The organism is Luteimonas sp. BLCC-B24, assembly GCF_028550595.1.
Lineage (GTDB): Bacteria > Pseudomonadota > Gammaproteobacteria > Xanthomonadales > Xanthomonadaceae > Luteimonas.
This window is the reverse complement of record NZ_JAQQGN010000004.1, coordinates 174603-196883: the sequence shown is the minus strand read 5'-3', so window position 1 is coordinate 196883 and position 22281 is coordinate 174603. Positions and strand designations below refer to the sequence as shown.

Below are 22281 nucleotides of genomic sequence, written 5' to 3'. Positions count from 1 at the left end.
CAGCCGCTAATGGGTCAACGGGCGCGCGAAACCGCCAGCCCGATGTCCCCAGACCGGAGTAGATCGCAATGCCCCCCAAGACCACCACCCGCCTTCTGGCCGCGCTGCTGCTGAGCGGCTGCGCCTCCGCTGCACTCGCCCAGGATGCCATCCGCCCCGACCAGGCCACGCGCTTCGTCGGCCAGAGCGGCATGGTCTGCGGCAAGGTCGAGAAGACCCGCTATGCGCAGAACTCGGAAGGCTCGCCGACGTTCCTGCACATGGGCGGCGCGTTCCCGCGCCACACCTTCTCCGCGCGTATCCCGCAGGATCAGCGGGACAAGTTCCGCCCGTCGCCGGAAGAACTGGAAGGCCGCGACGTCTGCATCGTCGGTGCGATCCAGCGTGACGCCGGCCGTGCCGAGATCGCCGTGCGCTCGCCCGCTGACGTCAAGCTCGCCACCATCAAGTAAGACCCCGGCCCGGCCGCTCCACGCGTGACCGGGCCGCTTCCTTTCGCGCCAAAGGGAATTCGCCTCATGCAATGGTTTTCGTCTCTCAAGCTCGCGCCCAAGCTCATGCTCGCTTTCGGCGTGGTCCTGCTCATCATGCTGATCCAGGGGATCGGCGCTTACAGCGGGCTGCGCTCGATGGCGCACGTGACCGACGATCTGGCCGGCGACGTGCTGCCCAGCGTCACCCTGGTGGGCGAGACGCGCGCCCTGCTCGGCGAATTCCGGACCGCGTCCTACCGGGGTCTGGTGCGTGCCAGCGAGGCGGCCAAGCAGCAGGCACGCGAGCGTGCGGCGACGATCGACGCCCAGTTGACGAAGAACTTCGAGGCCTACGCGCCGTACGCGCAGACGCCGGAACAGCGGCGCATGCTCGAGGAGCTGGTCACCGCGTGGGCGGCGGCCAAGACGTCGTACGACTCGGTCAACGAGATGCTCGATCTCGACCTGCCCGACGACGCCACCGACACCTTCATCGGCGAGACCAGCCAGCTGCACGAGGCCGCGAGCGCCGCGCTGGCCGCGCTGGCCGACGAGTCCAACCGCATCGCGGCAGAGTCCCGCGCCCAGGCCGACAGCGCATATGCGACCTCCAGCCTGCTGCTGGTCGTGCTGCTGCTGGCCGGCATCGGCGGCGGTCTCGTGGTGGCCTGGCTGATGGCGCGTGGCCTGACCCGCTCGGTCCGCGAGGCCGGCGTGGTGGCCGAGGACGTCGCCAGCGGCAAGCTCGACAGCCATATCGACACCAGCCGCGCCGACGAGATCGGTGACCTGCTGAAGTCGATGCAGCGCATGCAGCGCGACCTGCGCGAGCGCATCGAACGCGACCAGGCCATCGCCAGCGAGAACCTGCGCATCCGCACCGCGCTCGACAGTTCCGGCACCAGCGTGATGATCGCCGACCCCTCGCGTACGGTGATCTATGCCAACGCCGCGGTGACCGAACTGCTGGGCCGCTACGACGACGAGATCCGCGCCGCGCTGCCGGAGTTCGACATCCACAACGTCGTCGGCGTGAGCATCGACACCTACCACCAGGATCCGGCGCGCATCGCCACCATGCTCGAGCAGCTGCAGGGCGTGCACCACGGCGAGATCTCGATGGGCGACGCGCACTTCGTGCAGACCGTCGCGCGCGTCGACGACGCCGACGGCACCCTGCTCGGCTACGTCGTGGAATGGCGCGATCGCACGCCGCAGGTCCACGTCGAGGTCGAACTGGACCGCGTGATCCGCGCCGCGGCCCTCGGCGACCTGTCGCACCGCATCGGTCTCGACGGCAAGCAGGGCTTCTACCTGCAGCTGGCCACCCAGCTCAACGGCCTGCTCGACGCCAATGCCGCCAGCCTCGACCAGGTCTCGCAAGTGCTCAACGCGCTGGCCCAGGGTGACCTCACCGTGCGCATGGACGGCGACTTCCACGGCGTGTTCGCCCGCATGCGCGACGACGCCAATGCCACCGTCGCCCAGCTGACCGGCATCGTCGCCCGCATCCAGGATGCCTCGGGCGCGATCGGCACCGCGTCGTCCGAGATCGCTGCCGGCAACGACGACCTGTCGCGTCGCACCGAGCAGCAGGCGGCGAATCTCGAAGAGACCGCCGCGTCGATGGAGGAACTGACCTCCACCGTGCGCCAGAACGCCGACCACGCCCGCCAGGCCAACCAGCTGGCGATCGGCGCCGCCTCGGTCGCCCAGCAGGGTGGCGAGGTCGTCGGCCAGGTCGTCACCACGATGGCCGACATCGAAAAGTCCTCGAAGAAGATCGGCGACATCATCTCGGTCATCGACGGCATCGCGTTCCAGACCAACATCCTGGCCTTGAATGCGGCGGTCGAAGCCGCGCGCGCCGGCGAGCAGGGCCGCGGCTTCGCGGTCGTCGCATCGGAAGTGCGCACGCTGGCCCAGCGCAGCGCGAACGCGGCCAAGGAGATCAAGCAGCTGATCGACGACTCGACCGGCAAGGTCTCCGACGGTGCCGCGCTCGCCGGCCAGGCCGGCAAGACGATGGGCGAGATCGTCGCCTCGGTGCAGCGCGTGACCGACATCATGGCCGAGATCTCGGCGGCCTCGCAGGAGCAGGCCTCGGGCATCGACCAGGTCAACCAGACCATCACCCAGATGGACGAGACCACGCAGCAGAACGCCGCGCTGGTCGAGGAAGCCTCGGCCGCGGCACGCGCGATGGAAGAGCAGGCCGCCGGCCTCGCCCATACCGTGTCGGTGTTCCGCACCGATGCCGCGCAGGCGTCCGTGCAGGCCATGCTGGCCGCGCACCAGCCACCTGCCGCGCCGGCACCGGTTGCCGCACGCCGTCCCGTCGCCGCGGCGCGTCCTGCGGCCAAGTCCGCACCGGCGGTCACCGAGGCGGACTGGGCCGAGTTCTGACCCGGCAGCCGTCGATCGTGCAGCCCCGACGCCCCGGTCTTCCGACCGGGGCGTCTTCGTTTCCCGCGGGCGAGTCGCCTGCCGTTCCACGCGATTCGTCCGACCTCGGCATCGCGGCCGCGGTCGTCGTCGTGATGTCCGCGTCCCGATGCGACCTTCCGGGGGTGCGGCCGTCAACTTCCGCTCGCCGGGGCCGATACCTCTGCTGACCCTGTTCGAGTCCATTGGTCCATGACCTCGACCCTCCTGCCCCACCCGCCGACCGCGAGGCGCGATTTCGCGTTCTCCGATCGCGATTTCCGCCGTGTCTGCCAGCTGATCCACGACCGGGCCGGCATCGCGCTGGTCGACAGCAAGCGCGACATGGTCTACGGCCGCCTGTCGCGGCGCCTGCGTGCGCTCGGCCTGGGCGACTTCGGCGCCTATCTCGACCTGCTCGAACAGGATGCCGACGGCGATGAGTGGCAGGCCTTCACCAATGCGCTGACGACCAATCTCACCGCGTTCTTCCGCGAGCCGCACCACTTCGACCACCTGCGCGAGCAACTCGCCGGCACCGGTGCCATGACGCGCGCGCCGGTCGCGCTATGGTCGTGCGCGGCGTCGACCGGCGAAGAGCCCTATTCGATCGCGATCACCGCCTGCGAAGCCTTCGGCACGATGACCCCGCCGGTGCGCATCCTCGCGACCGACATCGACACCCAGGTCCTGGCGACCGCGCGGCGCGGCGTGTATCCGGTCGAGCGCGTCGCCGGCCTCGACATCGAGCGCCGCCGGCGCTTCTTCCAGCGCGGGACCGGCCCGAACGAGGGCCAGTGCCGCGTGCATCCTGCGCTGCAGGCGCTGATCGACTTCCGCCCGCTCAACCTGCTCAGCCCCCGCTACGACATCGGCGGCCCGTTCGCGGCGCTGTTCTGCCGCAACGTGATGATCTACTTCGACAAGCCGACCCAGCGCGGCATCCTCTCGCGGCTGGTCTCGCACATGGATGCCGACAGCCTGCTCTACACCGGGCATTCGGAGAACTACCTGCACGCGGTCGACCTCATCCGTCCATGCGGCCGCACGCTGTACCGCCGCAACTTCGGGACGGGCACGCCGTGAGCCGCGCCGCACTGCGCGAGGACGAGGTGCTGCGCTACCGCGATCCCCAGTTCCAGGTGCCGGCCGCCAAGCTGATGCCCACGCAGTACCTCGTCGTCGACGACGGCACCGCGCTGGTCACCGTGCTCGGCTCCTGCGTCGCGGCCTGCGTGCGCGACCCGCTGCTGCAACTCGGCGGCATGAACCACTTCATGCTGCCCGAGGGCCAGGTCGGCGACGGCGCGCCCGCGCGTTACGGCAGCTACGCGATGGAGCTGCTGATCAACGAACTGCTCAAGCGCGGCGCGAACCGCCGGCGCCTGGAGGCCAAGGTGTTCGGTGGTGCCAACGTGCTCAAGGGCTTCACCAGCAATCCGGTCGGCACCCGCAATGCGCAGTTCGTGATCGACTACCTCGCCGCCGAACAGATCCCGGTGGTCGCCGAAGACCTGCGCGGCATCCATCCGCGCAAGGTGTGGTTCTTTCCGCAGACCGGACGGGTGATGGTCAACCGCCTGCCGCACGCGCACGACGCCGAGGTGCTGGCCGCCGAATCCGCGGTGCGTGCCCGCCTGTCGCACACCCCGGTCAGCGGTGGCGTGGAGCTGTTCGAATGAGCCGTTGCAAGGTGCTCGTGGTCGACGATTCCGCGGTCGTCCGCCAGCTGCTGAGCGAACTGCTCGCATCCGATCCCGACATCGAGGTCGTCGGCACCGCGGCCGATCCGCTGCTCGCGCGCGAGAAAATCAAGCGGCTCAATCCGGACGTGCTGACACTCGATGTCGAAATGCCGCGCATGGACGGCCTGGCGTTCCTCGAGAACCTGATGCGCCTGCGCCCGATGCCGGTGGTGATGGTGTCCTCGCTGACCGAGCGCGGCGCCGACATCACACTGCAGGCGCTGGCGCTGGGCGCGGTCGACTTCGTCACCAAGCCCAAGGCCGGCCTCGCCCAGGCGCTGGGCGAGTACGCCGAGGAGATCACCGGCAAGGTCAAAGCGGCGGCGCGTGCGCGCGTGCGTCCGCTCGCGACCGCGGCGCAGCCGCTCGTCCGGCTCGAAGCCGCGCCGGCATCGGCTCCGGTCGCGACCCGCTTCCGCACCACCGACCGTCTGATCGCGATCGGCGCATCGGCCGGTGGCACCGAGGCGCTGCGCGTCGTGCTGTCGCAGATGCCGCCCGACGCCCCCGCGATCGTGCTGACCCAGCACATCCCGGCGAGCTTCAGCCGACCGTTCGCCGAGCGGCTCGACCGGCATTCGGCGATGCTGGTCCGCGAGGCCGGCGACGGCGAACTGATCCTGCCCGGTCACGTCTACCTGCCGCCCGGCGACCACCACCTGCGCGTGGTCCGCGACGGCGCGCGCTGGCGCTGCCGGCTCGATCCGGGCCCGCCGGTCAACCGGCACCGGCCCGCGGTCGACGTGCTGTTCCAGTCGGTCGCGCAGAGCGCCGGCGCCAACGCGGTCGGCGCGATCCTGACCGGCATGGGCGACGACGGCGCGCGCGGCCTGCTCGAACTGCGCCAGACCGGCGCGCCCACGCTGGTGCAGGACGAGGCGACCAGCGTCGTCTGGGGCATGCCGGGTGCCGCGATGAAGCTGGGCGCGGCCGATGAAATCCTGCCGCTCGACGCGATCGCCGGCCGTCTGCTGGAACTGGCCGGACACACCGTCGCCGCCTGACCTGCGCGCGATCACGCGCGCAGGCGAAGGGCATTCCCGGATCACACGCGCCCGGAGACGAACCGCAATCGGCAGCGGATGCGTTCAGGGGGCGCGGGTCCGGTGCCGCCGCAAGTCGCGGCCCGATATCCGCTTGGTTGCGACGGCACCGGACCCGCGCTGGACAGGGCGTCGGTGTATCAGCAAGGGCGTGACCCATTCGGTGTTACCCGGCCGCTTTCCGATCCGCTGATCCATATGTGTCCAGCGCCTGCCGGGTGCCGCGACCACCAAGCGGATATCGGGCCGCGACTGGGCGCGGCACCCGGCAGGCGCCTCCGTCGCCCCCTTTTTCGAGGAAGCACGCAGGACACCCACAGTCGGGAGAAGAATCGAAAGGGGATGCAAGAGGAGCGCGCAGCCACAGACGAAAACGCCCGGCGAAGCGCCGGGCGTTTCGTTTCGAGCGTGCGCCGCGATCAGGCTGCGGTCTTCTCGCCCGCGTCCACGTACTCCGGAATCTGGTCGAAGTTCATGTAGCGGTAGATCTCGCTCGCCGAGGCATCCAGCACGCCGACGTCGGCCATGTACTCGGCCTTGGTCGGAATCCGGCCGAGGCGCGAGCAGATCGCCGCGAGCTCCGCCGAACCGAGGTACACGTTGGAATTGCGGCCCAGACGGTTCGGGAAGTTGCGGGTGGACGTGGAGAACACCGTCGCGCCCTCGCGCACCTGCGCCTGGTTGCCCATGCACAGCGAGCAGCCCGGCATCTCCATCCGCGCGCCGGCGGTGCCGAAGGTGCCGTAATGGCCTTCCTTGGTGAGCTCGGCGGCGTCCATCTTGGTCGGCGGCGCGACCCACAGCTTGGTCGGAATGTCGCGCTTGCCTTCCAGAAGCTTCGAGGCCGCGCGGAAGTGGCCGATGTTGGTCATGCACGAGCCGATGAACACTTCATCGATCTCGACGCCGGCGACTTCGGACAGGAACTTCACGTCGTCCGGATCGTTCGGGCAGGCCAGGATCGGCTCGTGCACGTCGGCGAGATCGATCTCGATGACGGCCGCGTACTCGGCATCGTCGTCGCCCTTGAGCAGCTGCGGATCAGCCAGCCACGCTTCCATCTTCTCGATCCGGCGCTGCAGCGAGCGCGGATCCTGGTAGCCCTCGGCGATCATCCACTTCAGCAGCGTGATGTTGCTGGTGATGTATTCGATGATCGGCGCCTTGTCGAGGTGCACGGTGCAGCCGGCGGCCGAACGCTCGGCCGAGGCGTCGGACAGTTCGAACGCCTGCTCGACCTTGAGATCCGGCAGGCCTTCGATCTCGAGGATGCGGCCGGAGAAGATGTTCTTCTTGCCCTGCTTGGCGACGGTCAGCAAGCCCTGCTTGATCGCGTACAGCGGAATCGCGTTGACCAGGTCACGCAGCGTGACGCCGGGCTGCATCTTGCCCTTGAAGCGCACCAGCACCGACTCGGGCATGTCCAGCGGCATGACGCCGGTGGCGGCCGCGAACGCGACCAGGCCCGAGCCCGCCGGGAACGAGATGCCCACCGGGAAGCGCGTGTGCGAGTCGCCGCCGGTGCCGACGGTGTCGGGCAGGAGCATGCGGTTGAGCCAGCTGTGGATCACGCCGTCGCCCGGACGCAGCGAGATGCCGCCACGCGTGGAGATGAACTCGGGCAGCGTGTGGTGGGTCTTGACGTCGACCGGCTTCGGATACGCCGCGGTGTGGCAGAACGACTGCATGACGAGGTCCGCCGAGAAGCCCAGGCAGGCCAGGTCCTTCAGCTCGTCGCGGGTCATCGGACCGGTGGTGTCCTGGGAACCGACCGAGGTCATCTTCGGCTCGCAGTAGGTGCCCGGGCGCACGCCCTGGCCTTCCGGCAGACCGATCGCGCGGCCGACCATCTTCTGCGCCAGCGAGAAGCCCTTGCCGGTGTCGGCCGGCTGCTGCGGCAGGCGGAACAGCTCGGTCACCGGCAGGCCCAGCGACTCCCGCGCCTTGGCGGTCAGGCCGCGGCCGACGATCAGCGGAATGCGGCCGCCGGCGCGCACCTCGTCGAACAGCACCTCGGACTTCACCTGGAACTCGGCGATGACGTTGCCGCCCTTGAGCGCCTTGCCGTCGTAGGGACGCAGTTCGATCACGTCGCCCTGCTCCATCTGCGAGACGTCGAGTTCGATCGGCAGCGCGCCGGCATCTTCCATCGTGTTGTAGAAGATCGGCGCGATCTTGGAGCCCAGACACACGCCGCCGGCGCGCTTGTTCGGGATGTAGGGAATGTCGTCGCCGGTCCACCACAGCACGCTGTTGGTCGCCGACTTGCGCGACGACCCGGTGCCGACCACGTCACCGACGTAGGCGACGAGGTTGCCCTTGTTCTTGAGATCGAGGATGGCCTGGATCGGACCGCGCTTGCCGTCTTCTTCCGGCACGAACGGTGCGTCGTCGCGCTTGTTCTTGAGCATCGCAAGCGCGTGCATCGGAATGTCCGGGCGCGTCGTGGCGTCGGGCGCCGGCGACAGGTCGTCGGTGTTGGTCTCGCCCGGCACCTTGAACACCGTCAGCGTCATCGACTCCGGCACTTCCGGCTTGCTGGTGAACCACTCGGCGTCGGCCCAGCTCTGGATCACGGCCTTGGCATTCGCATTGCCGGCCTTGGCCTTCTCCTCGACGTCGTGGAACGCGTCGAACACCAGCAGCGTGTGCTTGAGGGCATCCGCGGCGATCGCGCCGACCTCGGCATCGTCGAGCAGATCGACCAGCGGCTGCACGTTGTAGCCGCCGAGCATCGTGCCCAGCAGCTCGGTGGCGCGCGCGCGGCCGATCAGCGGGCTGGTTTCGCTGCCGAACGCGATCGCGGCCAGATACGAGGCCTTGACCTTGGCGGCATCGTCGACGCCGGCCGGCACGCGATGGGTGAGCAGGTCGAGCAGGAACTCCGCTTCACCGGCCGGCGGATTCTTCAGGAGCTCGATGACGTCGGCGGTCTGCTGCGCATCGAGCGGCAGCGGCGGGATGCCCAGCGCTTCGCGCTCGGCAACGTGGTGGCGGTAGGCTTCCAACATGCGACAACTCCAGATTCGTACGGTACCGGGATAACCGGTCTCAGGCCGACGGTACGATCAGCTTGAGACCCTTGAAATACGTGCGGAAGAACGCGTCGTCCCGCGTGATCAGGCCGTTGCACTGCAGCAGCGCATGCGCGCCGACCAGGAAATCCCGCGAGGGGCGGCCTGCGCTGTCGCCCCGCTGCCAGGACCGGCGCTGCATCTCGCCCGCGCGCAAGGCGGCCTTGGCCTCGATCGCGGAAAAGCGCACGCCCATGTCCTCGAGCACGGCCATGGTGTCGGCGCCGTCGTGCAGCGCACCGCAGATCTCGGCCAGTGCGACATCGCAGACGACCACCGGACCCGCGCTCAGGTACTGGCGCAGACACGCCTCGGCGGCGTCGGCCTGCGGCCCGTCCGCCAGCAGGTCGACCAGCACCGGGGCATCGACCGCGATCACCGGTCGGCGTCTCCGTCGTCGGCACCTTGGCCGCGCACGGCGCGCATCGCGGCGTCGGTGGACGCAAAGCCTTCCAGCTTGAACCGGCCCCGGGCACGGGAGACGGCATCGTCGACGCTCTTGCGCAGCACGATCCGGCTGCCTTCCAGCTCAACCTTGAGAATCGTGCCCTTGCTCAGGCCGAGCGCATCGCGCACCGCCTTGGGCAGGGTGATCTGGCCACGCTCGGCAACAGTCGCTTCCATGACGGGCCCTCTTCAGGTATGCGTGAATTATACATACCTGACCGCACATACTCCAGGTGTCGTCGGTGCCGCTGACGCGCTGGAGCGCTGCGGCATCGGAATCATCGGTCGGGCGTGTGTCAGGCGTGATGACATCTCCGCCACGAATCGGGGCCTACACTAGCCGCGTTCGGTATCCCGGTTCAGCCGACGCCCGACCCTCATTTCCGCGCGCCCTGACCCCCTCGTGGGTCATCGCCAGCCACCGCGACAGGAGCCTTCCGCATGACCGATTCCTTCTCCACCCACGCCGAACTCGACGTCGGCGGGCGCCGGCTCGCCTATGCCAGCCTGCCCGCGCTGGGCAACCGGTTCGACATCGCGCGACTGCCCTATTCGCTGAAGATCCTGCTCGAGAACCTGCTGCGTCACGAGGACGGCGAAAGCGTGACCGCGCGGCACATCGAGGCGGTGGCGACGTGGGATCCGAAGGCCCAGCCCGAGACCGAGATCGCCTTCATGCCTGCACGCGTGGTGCTGCAGGACTTCACCGGCGTGCCCTGCGTGGTCGACCTGGCCGCGATGCGCGATGCGGTGGTCAAGCTGGGCGGCCGGCCGGAGCAGATCAATCCGCAGATCCCGTCGGAACTAGTGATCGATCACTCGGTGCAGGTCGATGTCTTCGGCCGCCCGGATGCGCTGGACCTCAACGGCAAGATCGAATTCGAGCGCAACAAGGAGCGCTACGGCTTCCTGCGCTGGGGCCAGAAGGCCTTCGACAACTTCAAGGTGGTACCGCCCAATACCGGCATCGTGCACCAGGTGAACCTGGAGCATCTGGCACGCGTGGTGATGACGTCCGAGCGTGACGGCGCGACGTGGGCCTACCCGGACACCGTATTCGGCACCGATTCGCACACCACGATGATCAACGGCATCGGCGTGCTCGGCTGGGGCGTGGGCGGTATCGAGGCCGAGGCCGCGATGCTGGGCCAGCCCTCGTCGATGCTGATTCCGCAGGTCGTCGGCTTCAAGCTCAAGGGCCGCCTGCCGGAAGGGGCGACCGCGACCGATCTGGTGCTGACCGTCACCGAGATGCTGCGCAAGCACGGCGTGGTCGGCAAGTTCGTCGAGTTCTTCGGCGACGGCCTGCAGCACCTGCCGCTGGCCGACCGCGCGACGATCGGCAACATGGCACCCGAGTACGGCGCGACCTGCGGCATCTTCCCGATCGATGCGGAATCGCTGAACTACCTGCGCCTGTCGGGCCGCAGCGAAGAACAGATCGCGCTGGTGGAGGCCTATGCGAAGGCGCAGCAGCTCTGGCACGAGCCGGGCGCACCGGAAGCCGAGTACAGCAGCGTGCTGGAACTCGACATGGCCGAGGTGCGTCCCTCGCTGGCCGGACCGAAACGTCCCCAGGACCGCGTGCTGCTGGAGAAGGTGCAGCAGAACTTCCGCGACAACGTGGGCGCCCTGACCGCCAAGCGCGATGCGGCCAGCAGTGCGGACCCCCAGGTCGACCGCTTCGAGAAGGAAGGCGGCGGCCAGCCGCAGGCCGAACGGCTCGCCGCGCGTCCCGTGTCGAAGATCACCCTCGAGGACGGCGAGCACGAACTGACCGACGGCTCGGTGGTGATCGCCGCGATCACGTCCTGCACCAATACCTCCAACCCGGCCGTGATGCTCGGCGCCGGCCTGCTCGCACGCAACGCCGCGGCGAAGGGCCTGAAGGCCGCGCCCTGGGTCAAGACCTCGCTCGGTCCGGGTTCACTGGTGGTCACCGACTACCTGAAGAAGGCCGGCGTCATGGACGACCTCGAGGCGCTGGGCTTCTACGTCGTGGGCTACGGCTGCACCACCTGCATCGGCAACTCCGGTCCACTGCCGGACGCGGTATCGAAGGGCATCGCCGAAAACGATCTGGCGGTGGCCTCGGTGCTGTCGGGCAACCGCAACTTCGAGGGCCGCATCCACGGCGAGGTCAAGATGAACTATCTCGCCTCGCCGCCGCTGGTGGTGGCCTACGCCATCGCCGGCACCGTCGACATCGACCTGACGCACGACCCGCTGGGCAAGGACCCGGAGGGCAACCCCGTCTATCTGCGCGACATCTGGCCGACGAACCAGGAGATCGGCGACTTCATCGCCAAGACCATTGGGCCGGAGATGTTCGCCAAGAACTACGCCGACGTGTTCAAGGGCGACACGCGCTGGAACACGATCGAATCGCCCGACGGCGATCTCTACGCATGGGACGCGACCTCGACCTACATCAAGAATCCGCCCTACTTCGACGGGATGACGATGGACGTCGGCGGCATCGACGACATCCACGGCGCGCGGGTCATGGGGCTGTTCGGCGATTCGATCACCACCGATCACATCTCGCCGGCCGGCAACATCAAGAAGGACTCGCCCGCCGGACGCTTCCTGCAGGCACGCGGCGTGCAGCCGGCCGACTTCAACAGCTACGGCTCACGCCGCGGCAACGACGACGTCATGGTGCGCGGCACCTTCGCCAACATCCGCATCAAGAACCTGTTCTTCGGCGGCGAGGAAGGCGGCAACACCCTGTACTTCGGACAAGGCGAGCCGGAAAAGCTCGCCATCTACGATGCGGCGCAGAAGTACAGGGCCGACGGCGTGCCGCTGGTGGTGTTCGCCGGCAAGGAATACGGCACCGGCTCGTCGCGTGACTGGGCGGCCAAGGGCACCAACCTGCTCGGCATCAAGGCGGTGATCGCCGAGAGTTTCGAGCGCATCCACCGCTCCAACCTCGTCGGCATGGGCGTGCTGCCGTGCCAGTTCAAGGCAGGCGAGAACGCGCAGACGCACGGCCTCGACGGTTCGGAGACCATCGACATCACCGGCCTCGACGACGGCAAGGCGCGCACGGCCCGTGTCAAAGCGACCCGCGGCTCCGGCGAAACCGTGGAGTTCGAGGTCGACGTGCTGCTGCTGACGCCGAAGGAAGTGGAGTACTTCCGCCACGGCGGATTGCTGCACTACGTGCTCCGACAGCTCGCCGCGAAAAAGGCCGCCTGACGCCGGGACGGGCGGAAGCCCCGCCCGTCGCAGCGCGACGGGCGTTCGCCGGACGCGCGAAGCGATGCTTCGCACACGCGCCCGCCTCACCCACCACGGCGGATTGCTGCACGACGGCGCGATGACGGTCGGCGTGTGCTCGAGCGGGAGGACACGCGCCGGCATCGAGCGGCGTTTGTGCCACGGGTACGTGGGCCGGCCACGCGGACTCCGACACACGGCCTCCCGTCGCAGCCCCGCGCGGTCGGCGCAAGGCACCGCCCGCACACGCTGCAACGCCCTCCTGATCAGGGGCCAACCGGCGCCCAGTGCAAGGACAGCAGGCGCCAGTCGTCGCCGCGGCGGCGCCAGGCGCTCTCGACCCGGTACGCCCGGGCGCTGTCGGGCAGGACTGCCCCCGAGCCGCCCGTGAGCACGACACGGGTGCGCACGCTGGCCCGGTCGTCGCCCTGCAGTTGCACGTCGAGCGGGCCCGAGGTCACGCCGACGCTTCTGTGACGCAGCAGCATCGCCGCGGCCATCTGTCGCGCCGCGCGGCGGTCCATGCCGCCGGGCCCCACGAAGTCCTCGTCGATCAACGCATGCAGCGCGGCCGCATCGCGCGATGCGATGTGCTGCTGCATCGTCGAGACCGTCTCGCGCAGGGCCTCTTCCGGAGGCGTGCGGGAACACGCGGACGCCAGCACTCCCATCGCCAGCACCAGAAGCTGCAGGCACGCCATGCCGCGGGCGCGCCCGCGGCCCCCATGTCCGTTCCGACAATTGCTCATTTCGCCGTGCGCCTGTAATCGAATCGCCTCGATTATCCACCTGCGACGCGCGCCGCGGCGCCTTGCGACGCAGGGGGGGCTATGCTCCAATCGATCGGCATTGTTCAGGCACGACACCGTTTCGAGTGGCGGCCTTCGATATCAGGGAGAGGACTGCATGACCCAACACCGTCCGTGGCTGGCGAACTATCCGGCTGGCGTGCCCGCGACGATCGACCCCGAGGAGTATCGCTCGGTTCCCGCCGTCCTCGAGGAGGCGATCACCCGCTTCCGCGACCGGCCCGCGTTCTCGAACATGGGGCGGACGATCACCTACGCCGAGCTCGACGCGCGCAGCCTGGAATTCGCGCAGTACCTGCTGGGTGAGCTGAAGCTCAAGAAGGGCGATCGCGTGGCGATCATGATGCCCAACTGCCTGCAGTACCCGATCGCGATCTTCGGCGTGCTGCGCGCCGGCCTCACCGTGGTCAACACCAATCCGATGTACACCGCGCGCGAGCTGCGGCATCAGCTGGTGGATTCGGGCGCGGCGGCGATCCTGGTGCTCGACAACTTCGGCAAGACCGTCCAGGACGTGCTGGCCGACACCCAGATCAAGCAGGTCATCACCACCGGCCTCGGCGATCTGCTCGGTTTCCCGAAGGGGCCGATCGTCAATTTCGTGCTCAAGCACGTCAAGAAGATGGTGCCCGACTACAGCATCCACGGTGCCATCCGCTTCCGCGAGGCCCTGTCGCGCGGCACCCGGCACACGCTGCCCGAAGTGTCGATCACGCTCGACGACATCGCCTTCCTGCAATACACCGGGGGCACCACCGGCGTGGCCAAGGGCGCGATGCTCACCCATCGCAACATGGTGGCGAACATGCAGCAGGCCTCGGCCTGGATCGGCACCAACGCAAAGCCCGGCGAGGAGCTGATCGTCACGGCGCTGCCGCTGTACCACATCTTCGCGTTGACGGCGAACGGCCTGGTCTTCATGAAGTTCGGCGGCCACAACCACCTGATCACCAATCCGCGCGACATGCCCGGTTTCGTCAAGGAACTCAAGGGCATCCAGATGACGGCCATCACCGGCGTCAACACCCTGTTCAACGGCCTGCTGAACACGCCGGGCTTCGACACGGTGGACTTCTCGAAGCTGCATCTCACCCTGGGCGGTGGCATGGCCGTGCAGCGGGCGGTCGCCGATCGCTGGAAGAGCGTCACCGGCACCACGCTGGTGGAGGCCTACGGTCTCACCGAAACCTCCCCGGCGGCCTGCATCAACCCGATGACCTTGGCCGAGTACAACGGCGCCATCGGCCTGCCGGTGCCCTCGACCGAGGCCTGCATCAAGGACGAAGCCGGCAACGAGCTGCCTGTGGGCGAAGTCGGCGAACTGTGCATCCGCGGCCCGCAGGTGATGAAGGGCTACTGGCAGCGCCCCGAGGACACGTCCCAGGCGATCGACGCCGACGGCTGGCTGCATACCGGCGACATGGCGAAGATGGATGCCGACGGTTTCTTCTACATCGTCGACCGCAAGAAGGACATGATCCTGGTCTCGGGCTTCAACGTGTACCCCAACGAGATCGAGGACGTGATCGCCATGATGCCCGGCGTGCTCGAGGTCGCCGCGATCGGTGTGCCCGACGAGAAGTCCGGCGAGGCGGTCAAGGTGGTCATCGTGCGCAAGGATCCGTCGCTGACCGCCGAGCAGGTCAAGGCCCACGCGCGCGAGAACCTCACTGGCTACAAACATCCCCGGATCGTCGAATTCCGCGACGAACTGCCCAAGACCAATGTCGGCAAGATCCTGCGCCGTGAGCTCCGTGACGAGCCGCCAAAAGTGTGATCCATGTACCAAATTTAAGTGATCGCTTTGGCATTCAGTCCGTAAGTCGCTGAAACCCTTGCCCCTGTCGCCCGATGAGCGCATAGAAGCGCTCATCGGGCGCATTCGTCTTTAACAGGGACCCTCCGGGTGCCCGACCGGTGGGATCCCAGCGACAGGGGATTTCCAATGAACAACGTCGAAAAACTGCTTCGCGTCCGTCCTTACCCGCACATGCGCGTGGAATCGGACCCCGCCGGTCAGGCGCACTGGATGTACATGCACAGCCAACTGGCCGCCGGGGACCGCCCCTGCTTCCGGCCCGGGCTGATGGACGACATGTGGAGCTTTCTCAATTCGATCACCTTGCGCGAGCACCAGCGCGAACCGGGGCGCCTGCGCCACGTCGTCGTCGCCTCGGACGCGGACGCGTTCAACCTGGGCGGCGATCTCGCGTTGTTCGCGCAGCTCATCCGCGCGGGTGACCGCGAACACCTGCTCTCGTATGCGCGCAAGTGCATCGACGGCGTGCATCACATCCACACCGGCCTCGGCGGCGATGTGCGGATGATCGCGCTGCTCCAGGGCGACGCACTCGGCGGCGGCTTCGAACTGGCACTGGCCTGCCAGACCATCGTCGCCGAGGAAGGCGTGCAGATGGGGCTGCCGGAGGTGCTGTTCGGCCTGTTTCCCGGCATGGGCGCCTATTCGTTCCTGAGCAAGCGCGTGGCCCCCCAGCTGGCGGAGCGGATCATCCTCGAAGGCAATCTGTTCACCAGCGACGAGATGCATGCGATGGGCGTGGTCGACGTGCTGGTACCCAAGGGACAGGGCGAAGCCGCCGTCGAGGATCTGATCCGCCGTCAGCAGCGGGCGCCGCACGCGCATATCGCACTCAACGCCGTGCGCGGGATCTCGCAGCCGGTGGGCTACGACGAACTGATGGGTATCACCGAAGTCTGGGTGGACACCGCCCTGGCGCTCGGCGAGCGCTCGCTGCGCACGATGGACCGCATCGTCAAGGCGCAGACGCGCAGGAGCTACACGACGCGCGAGGACGCGATCGCCCTCTGACGTATCCGACGGCTCAGGGATCCCCTCCCCGGTCACGCGCGGTCCCCGACAGGCCGCGCGCGTCCAGGGCCGCGCGTCCGCGCGCGAGTTGCTCGTGCAGCGTCTGCAGGCGCTGCCGCCAGTCGCGCCGCAGCTGCCACTCGGCCACGCGCATGATTTCGCCGCTCGTCGCCGCCAGCTGCATCAGACCCATGTTGCTGGCCACGCCCTTGAGGGCGTGCGCCTGGTCGCGCATCGCCGCCCATTGCTCGGCCTTGCCCGTGTCCTCGATGCCCTGCAGACACGCCACGGCATCGTCGAGGCATTGCCCCAGGAAGCGGGTGACGAAATCGTCGCCCAGCCCGAGCGTGGCGAGCTCATCGAGAACCTCGGTATCGAGCACGTCGTCGCGCACCGAAGCCGGCGCCGCGAACAAGGGCTCGGTGTCGGCCGGGGGCCGCGCGCCCGGCGTGGACAGATCGGACAGCAGGTCCAGCAGCTTCGACGCCACCACCGGCTTGGCCAGAAACGCATGGGCGCCCGCCTTGCGGCAATCGGCGATGGCGGCAGGCGTCACGTCGGCGCTGAGCACGATGACCGGCGTTCGCGGGGCGCCCGCCTGCATGGTCCGCATCTCGCGCAGCATGTCCAGGCCGCTCATACCCGGCATGTGCAGGTCGACGACGATGGCGTCGTGATCTTCCGTCGCCATGACATCCAGTACCGCCTCGGCCCCATCGACACTGGTCACGCTGTGGCCCGCCTTCTGCAGCAGTCGCTCGAGCACCATGCGGTTGGCCGCGTGGTCGTCGGCGATGAGGATGCGCATGCTGCGCACCCGCAGACGGTGCCGCATGAACGGATCACTGAAGGCGATCACGTTGACCGGTGGCGCGCCTCCCGCCGCATCGGCGGACGACTGACGATCAGGCGTCCCGGCGTCGACCTCCTCCGCTTCCGCCAGCGCGAACGGCAGCTCCACCCAGAACCGGCTGCCGATGTGCTCGGTGCTTTCGAAGCCGATGCTGCCACCCATCGCCTCGGTCAGTCGCTTGGCGATGCTGGTGCCGAGACCGGTGCCGCCGAAGCCGCGCGCCAGCGTGGTATCGACCTGTTCGAATGCCTCGAACAGGCGTGCGCGGGCCGACTCGGGAATGCCGATGCCGGTATCGCTCACGGTGAACCTCAGCCGCAGACGGTCGGCGTCGGTTTCGACGCAACGCACGTCGATCTGCACCGAGCCGTGGTGGGTGAACTTGACCGCGTTGCCGACCAGGTTGGTCAGCACCTGGCTCAGATGCGCCGGATCGCCACGCAGCCGGTCCGGCACGTCGTCCGCCACACTGGAGGCATAGGCCAGCCGTTTCGCGCGCGCACCCGGCTGCAGGATCAGATCGACGCCGCGGACCACCTCGCGCAGCGAGAACGGGTGCTCGGCGACCCTGAACTTGCCCGCCTCGATGGCCGAGATATCCAGCACGTCCTCGACCAGGGACAGCAGGCTGGCGGTCGAGGCGCGGATGGTGGCGAGATACTCGCGCTGCTCGGGGTCGAGCCGCGTGGTCGCCAGCAGTTCGGACACGCCGGCCAGGCCGTTGAGCGGAGTGCGGAACTCGTGGCTCATGTTCGCCAGGAACCGGCTCTTGGCCTCGCTGGCCCGCATCGCCACGTCCGTCGCCTGGGTGAGCGCACGCAGCAGGCCCGACAGATACAGCGGAATGGCGACGAGCCCGATCAGCAGCCCCACCCCCAGGCTCAGATTGGCGTGCCAGTACGGCGTCAGCAGCAGCACCCCACCGAAGCTCAGCGCCGCCATGCTCATCGCCGCGTACAGATACCGCGTGCCGAAGCGCAGGCCGTTGCCCACCGTCACCCACAGGATCAGCACGTAGACCCAGCCGATGGGCCCGCCCATCACCGTCATCGCCGCGCCCATCAGCCCGTAGTCGGACAACATGCCGACCACCCGCCGCGGATGCGACGTCCCCGGCCGCGCGAGAATCCACCCGACGATGCCCGAGCCGATGCAGAACCCGGTGATCACCATCGCCATGACCTGCTCGTAGGCCGGCGGGCGTGCGCCGCTGCGATCCGTCCACAGCAGGAACACCAGCACCACGAACAACAGGGCGAGGCGGATCAGCGCCTGCCCGTGCTCACTGTCCGGACGTCCCGAGAGCCGGCGTCCAAGCCAGGCCATCGCGGTCTTCATCCCGGCGTGCTCATTGCAGCGGCCCCACCGGCCTGCCGCCGAACCGGGCACAGATCTCGTGCAGGCGGTCCACGTTGCCGAGCATCGCCTCGACACAGCGCGGATCGAAATGGCGGCCGCTGTTCTCGCCGATGTAGGCCAGCGCCTCGTCGATCGACCAGGCGCGCTTGTACGGGCGCTGCGACATCAGGGCGTCGAACACGTCGGCGATCGCGACGATGCGCGCCTCCAGCGGAATCTGCTCGCCCGCCAGGCCGTCCGGGTAGCCGCTGCCGTCGTAACGCTCCTGGTGGCGCAGGGCGATCAGCGCGCTGAGCTGGATGAACCGGTTCTGGCTGTTGCTGAGCAGGTCGTAGCCGATCTGCGGATGCCGGCGCATCACCGCGGTCTCCTCGGCGGTCAGCGGGCCGGGCTTCATCAGGATCGCGTCGGGAATGGCGATCTTGCCGATGTCGTGCAGCGGCGCGGCGAGCTCGATCATCCGCACCTCGTCCTCGAACAGCCCCATCGCGTCGGCGACCATGCCGGCCACCGCGGCCACCCGCTCGAGGTTGGCGCTGGTGCTGGCGTCACGGAACGCGATCGCGCGCGCCAGCCGGGTGAGCGTCTCGCGCTCGCGCTCCTCCACCTCGTGCATGCTGCGCAGCAGGCGCTGCTCGAGCGACAGGGCGCGCTGCTTCACCGATTCGGATTGCTGGCGCAGCTGGAGCAGATTGCGGCACCGGGCGCGCAGCTCGCGCGGCCGCACGGGCTTGACCAGGAAATCGATGACGCCGACTTCGAGTGCCGCCTGGCGCACGGGTTCGTCGCCGACCACGGTCACCAGCACGATGGGCACGTCGCGATGCAGCAGCGGTTTGCGGAAGCGGCGCGCGAACTCCAGCCCATCGACGACCGGCATGCGGTAATCGAGGAGAAGAAGATCCGGCCGGTTGTCGTCGCACCAGCGCAGCGCGATCTCGGGATCACCGAAGTCGAACACTTCGAGTTCGGGACTGATGTCCTCGAGAATGTGCCGCAGCATGGTCCGTGCGGACGTCTGATCATCGACGATGACGATGTTCATGCGTTGTCGCTTCCTCGAGTCCCCCCGCCAGCCCGCATCATCGCGGGCGGCGCGGACCCGACGCAAGCGTGCATGGGATCAGCTGGGGCGCCGGTCACGTTCCTGTGACCACGTCGCCGGCAGCCGGGACCGGCCAGATGCCGGGCACGCCGCGCGATATCCGCGGCGCGGCGCGCTCAGCTCTCGCTCTGCGGGCGCATGTACGGGAACAGCAGCACGTCGCGGATCGACGACGAACCGGTCAGCAGCATCACCAGCCGATCGATGCCGATGCCCAGGCCGCCCGTCGGCGGCAGGCCGACTTCGAGCGCGCGGATGTAGTCGGCGTCGTAATGCATGGCTTCGTCGTCCCCGCCCGCCCGGGCGTCGACCTGGGCGCGGAAGCGCGCGGCCTGGTCCTCCGGATCGTTGAGCTCGGAAAACCCGTTGGCGATCTCCTTGCCGCCGATGAACAGCTCGAAGCGGTCGGTGATGCCGGCCTCGCTGTCGGACTCGCGCGCCAGCGGCGAGACCTCGACCGGGTAATGGGTGATGAAGGTCGGCTGGATCAGGCCGGTCTCGACGGTCTTCTCGAAGATCTCCAGCAGCAGCTTGCCCCAGCCGTAGCCCGCCTTGAGGTGCACGCCCAGGCGCGCGCAGTGCGCGGCCAGCGCCTCGCGGTCCCGGCAATCGGCGACGCTGATCTCGGGGTTGAGTTCGCGCACGGCGTCCTCGAGCTTCCAGCGCCGGAACGCGGGACCGACGTCGATCGCGTTGCCGTCCCACTCCAGCGCGGTCGTGCCGACCGCCTGCGTGGCGACGTCGCGGATCAGCGATTCGGTCAGGTCCATGACCTCTTCGTAGGCCACATAGGCCTCGTAGAGTTCGAGCATCGTGAACTCGGGGTTGTGCCGGGTCGACACGCCCTCGTTGCGGAAATTGCGGTTGATCTCGTAGACGCGCTCGAATCCGCCGACGACCAGACGCTTGAGATACAGCTCCGGGGCCACGCGCAGGAACAGGTCGAGATCGAGTGCGTTGTGGTGGGTGGTGAACGGCTTGGCCGCCGCGCCGCCGGCGATGTAATGCATCATCGGCGTCTCGACCTCGAGGAAGTCGCGGGCATCGAGCCACTGCCGGATCGCGCCGATGATGCGCGAGCGCTTGACGAAGACCGCACGCGCATCGGGCGAGACGATCAGATCGACGTAGCGCTGGCGATAGCGCTGCTCGACGTCGCTCAGGCCGTGCCACTTGTCGGGCAGCGGACGCAGCGATTTGGTCAGCAGGCGCAGTACTTCGACCTTGACCGACAGCTCGCCGGTCTTGGTCCGCATCAGCGTGCCTTCGGCGGCGACGATGTCGCCGACGTCCCAGCCCTTGAACGCGTCGTAGCGCTCACCGAGCGTCGCCGACTGCAGGAACAGCTGCAGGCGTCCGCTGACGTCCTGGATCTGAGCGAACGCCGCCTTGCCCATGATGCGCTTGGCCATCAGCCGCCCGGCCACCGCCACGCGCACGCCTTCGGCCTCCAGCGCCTCGCCGGTCCAGCGCTCCGCGTCGGCATACGCCGCCTGCAGCGCACCGGCCTCGTCGCGGCGGCGGAAGTCGTTGGGGAACGCCACGCCCTGCCCGCGCAGCGCGGCCAGTTTGCCGCGGCGCTCGAGGATCAGGGCATTCTCGTCGGCAGGCTGCGGAGTGGCGGACGGCTGGGTCATGGAAGTCTCGAATCGGTACGGAAAGGCTGGAAAACGGTGGGCACTCCGGCCCGGCGATGCGGTGCCCGTACTGCCCGTCATGGCGATGGGAGGGTCGGGAGCCGCCACCGCGGCCCCGTCCCTCACTGCGCGTCGATGCGCTTGGCGCCGGCTTCCAGGCCGGACTTGAGTGCGGCTTCGACGAACTCGTCGAGATCGCCGTCGAGCACCTTCTGGGTATCGGAACGCTCGACGCCGGTGCGCAGATCCTTGATACGGCTCTGGTCGAGCACGTAATTGCGGATCTGGCTGCCCCAGCCGATGTCGGACTTGGTGGCTTCCAGCGCGTCCTTCTCGGCGTTGCGCTTCTGCAGCTCCAGCTCGTAGAGCTTGGCGGCCAGCATCTTCATCGCGTTGTCGCGGTTCTGGTGCTGGCTGCGCCCGGTCTGGCAGGCGACGACGGTATTGGTCGGGATGTGGGTGATGCGCACTGCCGACTCGGTCTTGTTGACGTGCTGGCCACCGGCGCCGGACGAGCGGTAGACGTCGGTGCGCAGATCGGCTGGATTGATGTCGATCTCGATGTTGTCGTCGATCTCGGGCGAGACGAACACCGAGGTGAAGCTGGTGTGCCGGCGGTTGTCCGAATCGAACGGCGACTTGCGCACCAGGCGGTGGACGCCGATCTCGGTCTTCAGCCAGCCGTAGGCGAAGTCGCCTTCGATGCGCACCGTCGCCGACTTGATGCCCGCGACTTCACCACCGGAGACTTCCATCAGCTCGGTCTTCCAGCCACGGCTCTCGGCCCAGCGCAGGTACATGCGCAGCAGCATCTCCGCCCAGTCCTGGGCTTCGGTGCCGCCGGCGCCGGCCTGGATGTCGACGAACGCGGCCGCGCCGTCCATCTCGCCGGAGAACATGCGCTGGAATTCGAGCTTGTCGACCTGGGTGGCGTACTGCGCGACGTCGTCGACGACCGCCTGGGCCGTGTCCTGGTCGTTTTCCGATTCGGCCAGCTCCAGCAGTTCGCTGGCGCCGTCCAGACCTTCGGTCAGGCTGCGGATGTCGTTGACGGTCTTGTCGAGCGTGGAGCGCTCACGGCCCAGCGCCTGCGCGCGCTCGGGGTCGTTCCAGACATTCGGGTCTTCGAGCTCGCGCTCGACTTCTTCCAGACGCTCGCGACGGGCGTCGTAGTCAAAGATACCCCCTCAGCGCATCCAGCCGACCCTTGAGGTCGACGATGCGCTGACGCACGGGATTGAGTTCGATCATGGACAT

General features: G+C 68.2%; 16 protein-coding genes. 8 read left to right on the top strand and 8 right to left on the bottom strand.

Translation table 11 applies throughout. The annotated features are described in order from the left end of the window. Positions 1 to 68 precede the first annotated feature (68 nt). From PQS31_RS10675 to PQS31_RS10655, 5 genes are all read left to right on the top strand, one after another. Entirely contained in the window at positions 69 to 452 is a 384-nt protein-coding gene (locus PQS31_RS10675) for a hypothetical protein (RefSeq protein ID WP_272762706.1), read from the top strand. Between the two features lie 66 nt (positions 453 to 518). Continuing rightward, the gene (locus tag PQS31_RS10670; RefSeq protein WP_272762705.1) at positions 519 to 2879 is read left to right on the top strand and encodes a methyl-accepting chemotaxis protein; all 2361 of its coding nucleotides are present in this window, start codon (positions 519 to 521) and stop codon (positions 2877 to 2879) included. A gap of 231 nt (positions 2880 to 3110) precedes the next feature. Beyond that, positions 3111 to 3983 (top strand): CheR family methyltransferase, encoded by an 873-nt coding sequence (locus tag PQS31_RS10665; RefSeq protein ID WP_272762704.1) that lies wholly within the window; start codon positions 3111 to 3113, stop codon positions 3981 to 3983. Further along, complete coding sequence (gene cheD, locus PQS31_RS10660) at positions 3980 to 4579, top strand: chemoreceptor glutamine deamidase CheD (RefSeq protein WP_272762703.1); 600 nt, start codon at positions 3980 to 3982, stop codon at positions 4577 to 4579. Before PQS31_RS10665 ends, cheD begins: the two co-directional genes overlap by 4 nt. After that, positions 4576 to 5646, top strand: a complete 1071-nt coding sequence (locus tag PQS31_RS10655; RefSeq protein ID WP_272762702.1) for a chemotaxis response regulator protein-glutamate methylesterase — start codon at positions 4576 to 4578, stop codon at positions 5644 to 5646. The genes cheD and PQS31_RS10655 overlap by 4 nt, the downstream gene beginning before the upstream one ends. A 458-nt stretch (positions 5647 to 6104) precedes the next feature. Here the strand turns inward: PQS31_RS10655 and acnB are convergent, their stop codons facing one another. The 3 genes from acnB to PQS31_RS10640 are packed head-to-tail and all read right to left on the bottom strand — an operon-like array spanning position 6105 to position 9383. Continuing rightward, the gene (acnB, locus tag PQS31_RS10650) at positions 6105 to 8696 is read right to left on the bottom strand and encodes a bifunctional aconitate hydratase 2/2-methylisocitrate dehydratase (RefSeq protein ID WP_272762701.1); all 2592 of its coding nucleotides are present in this window, start codon (positions 8694 to 8696) and stop codon (positions 6105 to 6107) included. A gap of 40 nt (positions 8697 to 8736) precedes the next feature. Beyond that, on the bottom strand, positions 8737 to 9138 hold the full coding sequence (locus PQS31_RS10645; protein ID WP_272762700.1) for a type II toxin-antitoxin system VapC family toxin: 402 nt from the start codon (positions 9136 to 9138) through the stop codon (positions 8737 to 8739). After that, entirely contained in the window at positions 9135 to 9383 is a 249-nt protein-coding gene (locus tag PQS31_RS10640; RefSeq protein WP_272762699.1) for an AbrB/MazE/SpoVT family DNA-binding domain-containing protein, read from the bottom strand. Before PQS31_RS10640 ends, PQS31_RS10645 begins: the two co-directional genes overlap by 4 nt. Before the next feature lie 264 nt (positions 9384 to 9647). Here PQS31_RS10640 and acnA point away from each other — a divergent pair, with 264 nt between their 5' ends. Continuing rightward, positions 9648 to 12410 carry an aconitate hydratase AcnA gene (gene acnA, locus PQS31_RS10635; protein WP_272762698.1) on the top strand — a complete coding sequence of 921 codons (2763 nt, stop codon included), beginning with the start codon at positions 9648 to 9650 and terminating at the stop codon, positions 12408 to 12410. A gap of 287 nt (positions 12411 to 12697) precedes the next feature. On the opposite strand, the gene PQS31_RS10630 is transcribed toward acnA, so the two are convergent. Next, complete coding sequence (locus tag PQS31_RS10630) at positions 12698 to 13180, bottom strand: nuclear transport factor 2 family protein (RefSeq protein WP_272762697.1); 483 nt, start codon at positions 13178 to 13180, stop codon at positions 12698 to 12700. A gap of 157 nt (positions 13181 to 13337) precedes the next feature. Between PQS31_RS10630 and PQS31_RS10625 the strand changes: the two genes are divergently transcribed. Then, a complete protein-coding gene (locus PQS31_RS10625; protein ID WP_272762696.1) occupies positions 13338 to 15017 on the top strand; it encodes a long-chain fatty acid--CoA ligase in 1680 nt (559 codons plus the stop codon). 168 nt (positions 15018 to 15185) lie between these two features. Next, complete coding sequence (locus PQS31_RS10620) at positions 15186 to 16070, top strand: crotonase/enoyl-CoA hydratase family protein (RefSeq protein ID WP_272762695.1); 885 nt, start codon at positions 15186 to 15188, stop codon at positions 16068 to 16070. Between the two features lie 13 nt (positions 16071 to 16083). Here the strand turns inward: PQS31_RS10620 and PQS31_RS10615 are convergent, their stop codons facing one another. From PQS31_RS10615 to prfB, 4 genes are all read right to left on the bottom strand, one after another. Further along, on the bottom strand, positions 16084 to 18261 hold the full coding sequence (locus tag PQS31_RS10615) for an ATP-binding protein (RefSeq protein WP_272762694.1): 2178 nt from the start codon (positions 18259 to 18261) through the stop codon (positions 16084 to 16086). A gap of 10 nt (positions 18262 to 18271) precedes the next feature. Beyond that, complete coding sequence (locus tag PQS31_RS10610; protein WP_272762693.1) at positions 18272 to 19327, bottom strand: two-component system response regulator; 1056 nt, start codon at positions 19325 to 19327, stop codon at positions 18272 to 18274. A 176-nt stretch (positions 19328 to 19503) separates the two neighbouring features. Continuing rightward, positions 19504 to 21024: a lysine--tRNA ligase gene (lysS, locus tag PQS31_RS10605; RefSeq protein ID WP_272762692.1), complete on the bottom strand. Its 1521-nt coding sequence runs from the start codon at positions 21022 to 21024 to the stop codon at positions 19504 to 19506. A 122-nt stretch (positions 21025 to 21146) separates the two neighbouring features. Then, a protein-coding gene (prfB, locus tag PQS31_RS10600) for a peptide chain release factor 2 (protein WP_272762691.1) occupies positions 21147 to 22275 on the bottom strand; the annotation gives its coding sequence in 2 pieces (ribosomal slippage) (positions 21147 to 22199 and positions 22201 to 22275; 1128 coding nt in all). Positions 22276 to 22281 lie beyond the last annotated feature (6 nt).

What these genes read in the sequence shown, in the direction of transcription:
- PQS31_RS10620 (WP_272762695.1), top strand. Translation starts at nt 15,186, where the DNA reads ATGAACAACGTCGAAAAACTGCTTCGCGTCCGTCCTTACCCGCACATG.
- lysS (WP_272762692.1), bottom strand. Translation starts at nt 21,024, where the DNA reads ATGACCCAGCCGTCCGCCACTCCGCAGCCTGCCGACGAGAATGCCCTG.
- PQS31_RS10610 (WP_272762693.1), bottom strand. Translation starts at nt 19,327, where the DNA reads ATGAACATCGTCATCGTCGATGATCAGACGTCCGCACGGACCATGCTG.
- PQS31_RS10665 (WP_272762704.1), top strand. Translation starts at nt 3,111, where the DNA reads ATGACCTCGACCCTCCTGCCCCACCCGCCGACCGCGAGGCGCGATTTC.
- PQS31_RS10675 (WP_272762706.1), top strand. Translation starts at nt 69, where the DNA reads ATGCCCCCCAAGACCACCACCCGCCTTCTGGCCGCGCTGCTGCTGAGC.
- PQS31_RS10625 (WP_272762696.1), top strand. Translation starts at nt 13,338, where the DNA reads ATGACCCAACACCGTCCGTGGCTGGCGAACTATCCGGCTGGCGTGCCC.
- acnB (WP_272762701.1), bottom strand. Translation starts at nt 8,696, where the DNA reads ATGTTGGAAGCCTACCGCCACCACGTTGCCGAGCGCGAAGCGCTGGGC.
- PQS31_RS10640 (WP_272762699.1), bottom strand. Translation starts at nt 9,383, where the DNA reads ATGGAAGCGACTGTTGCCGAGCGTGGCCAGATCACCCTGCCCAAGGCG.
- PQS31_RS10615 (WP_272762694.1), bottom strand. Translation starts at nt 18,261, where the DNA reads ATGAAGACCGCGATGGCCTGGCTTGGACGCCGGCTCTCGGGACGTCCG.
- PQS31_RS10655 (WP_272762702.1), top strand. Translation starts at nt 4,576, where the DNA reads ATGAGCCGTTGCAAGGTGCTCGTGGTCGACGATTCCGCGGTCGTCCGC.
- PQS31_RS10670 (WP_272762705.1), top strand. Translation starts at nt 519, where the DNA reads ATGCAATGGTTTTCGTCTCTCAAGCTCGCGCCCAAGCTCATGCTCGCT.
- PQS31_RS10630 (WP_272762697.1), bottom strand. Translation starts at nt 13,180, where the DNA reads ATGAGCAATTGTCGGAACGGACATGGGGGCCGCGGGCGCGCCCGCGGC.
- acnA (WP_272762698.1), top strand. Translation starts at nt 9,648, where the DNA reads ATGACCGATTCCTTCTCCACCCACGCCGAACTCGACGTCGGCGGGCGC.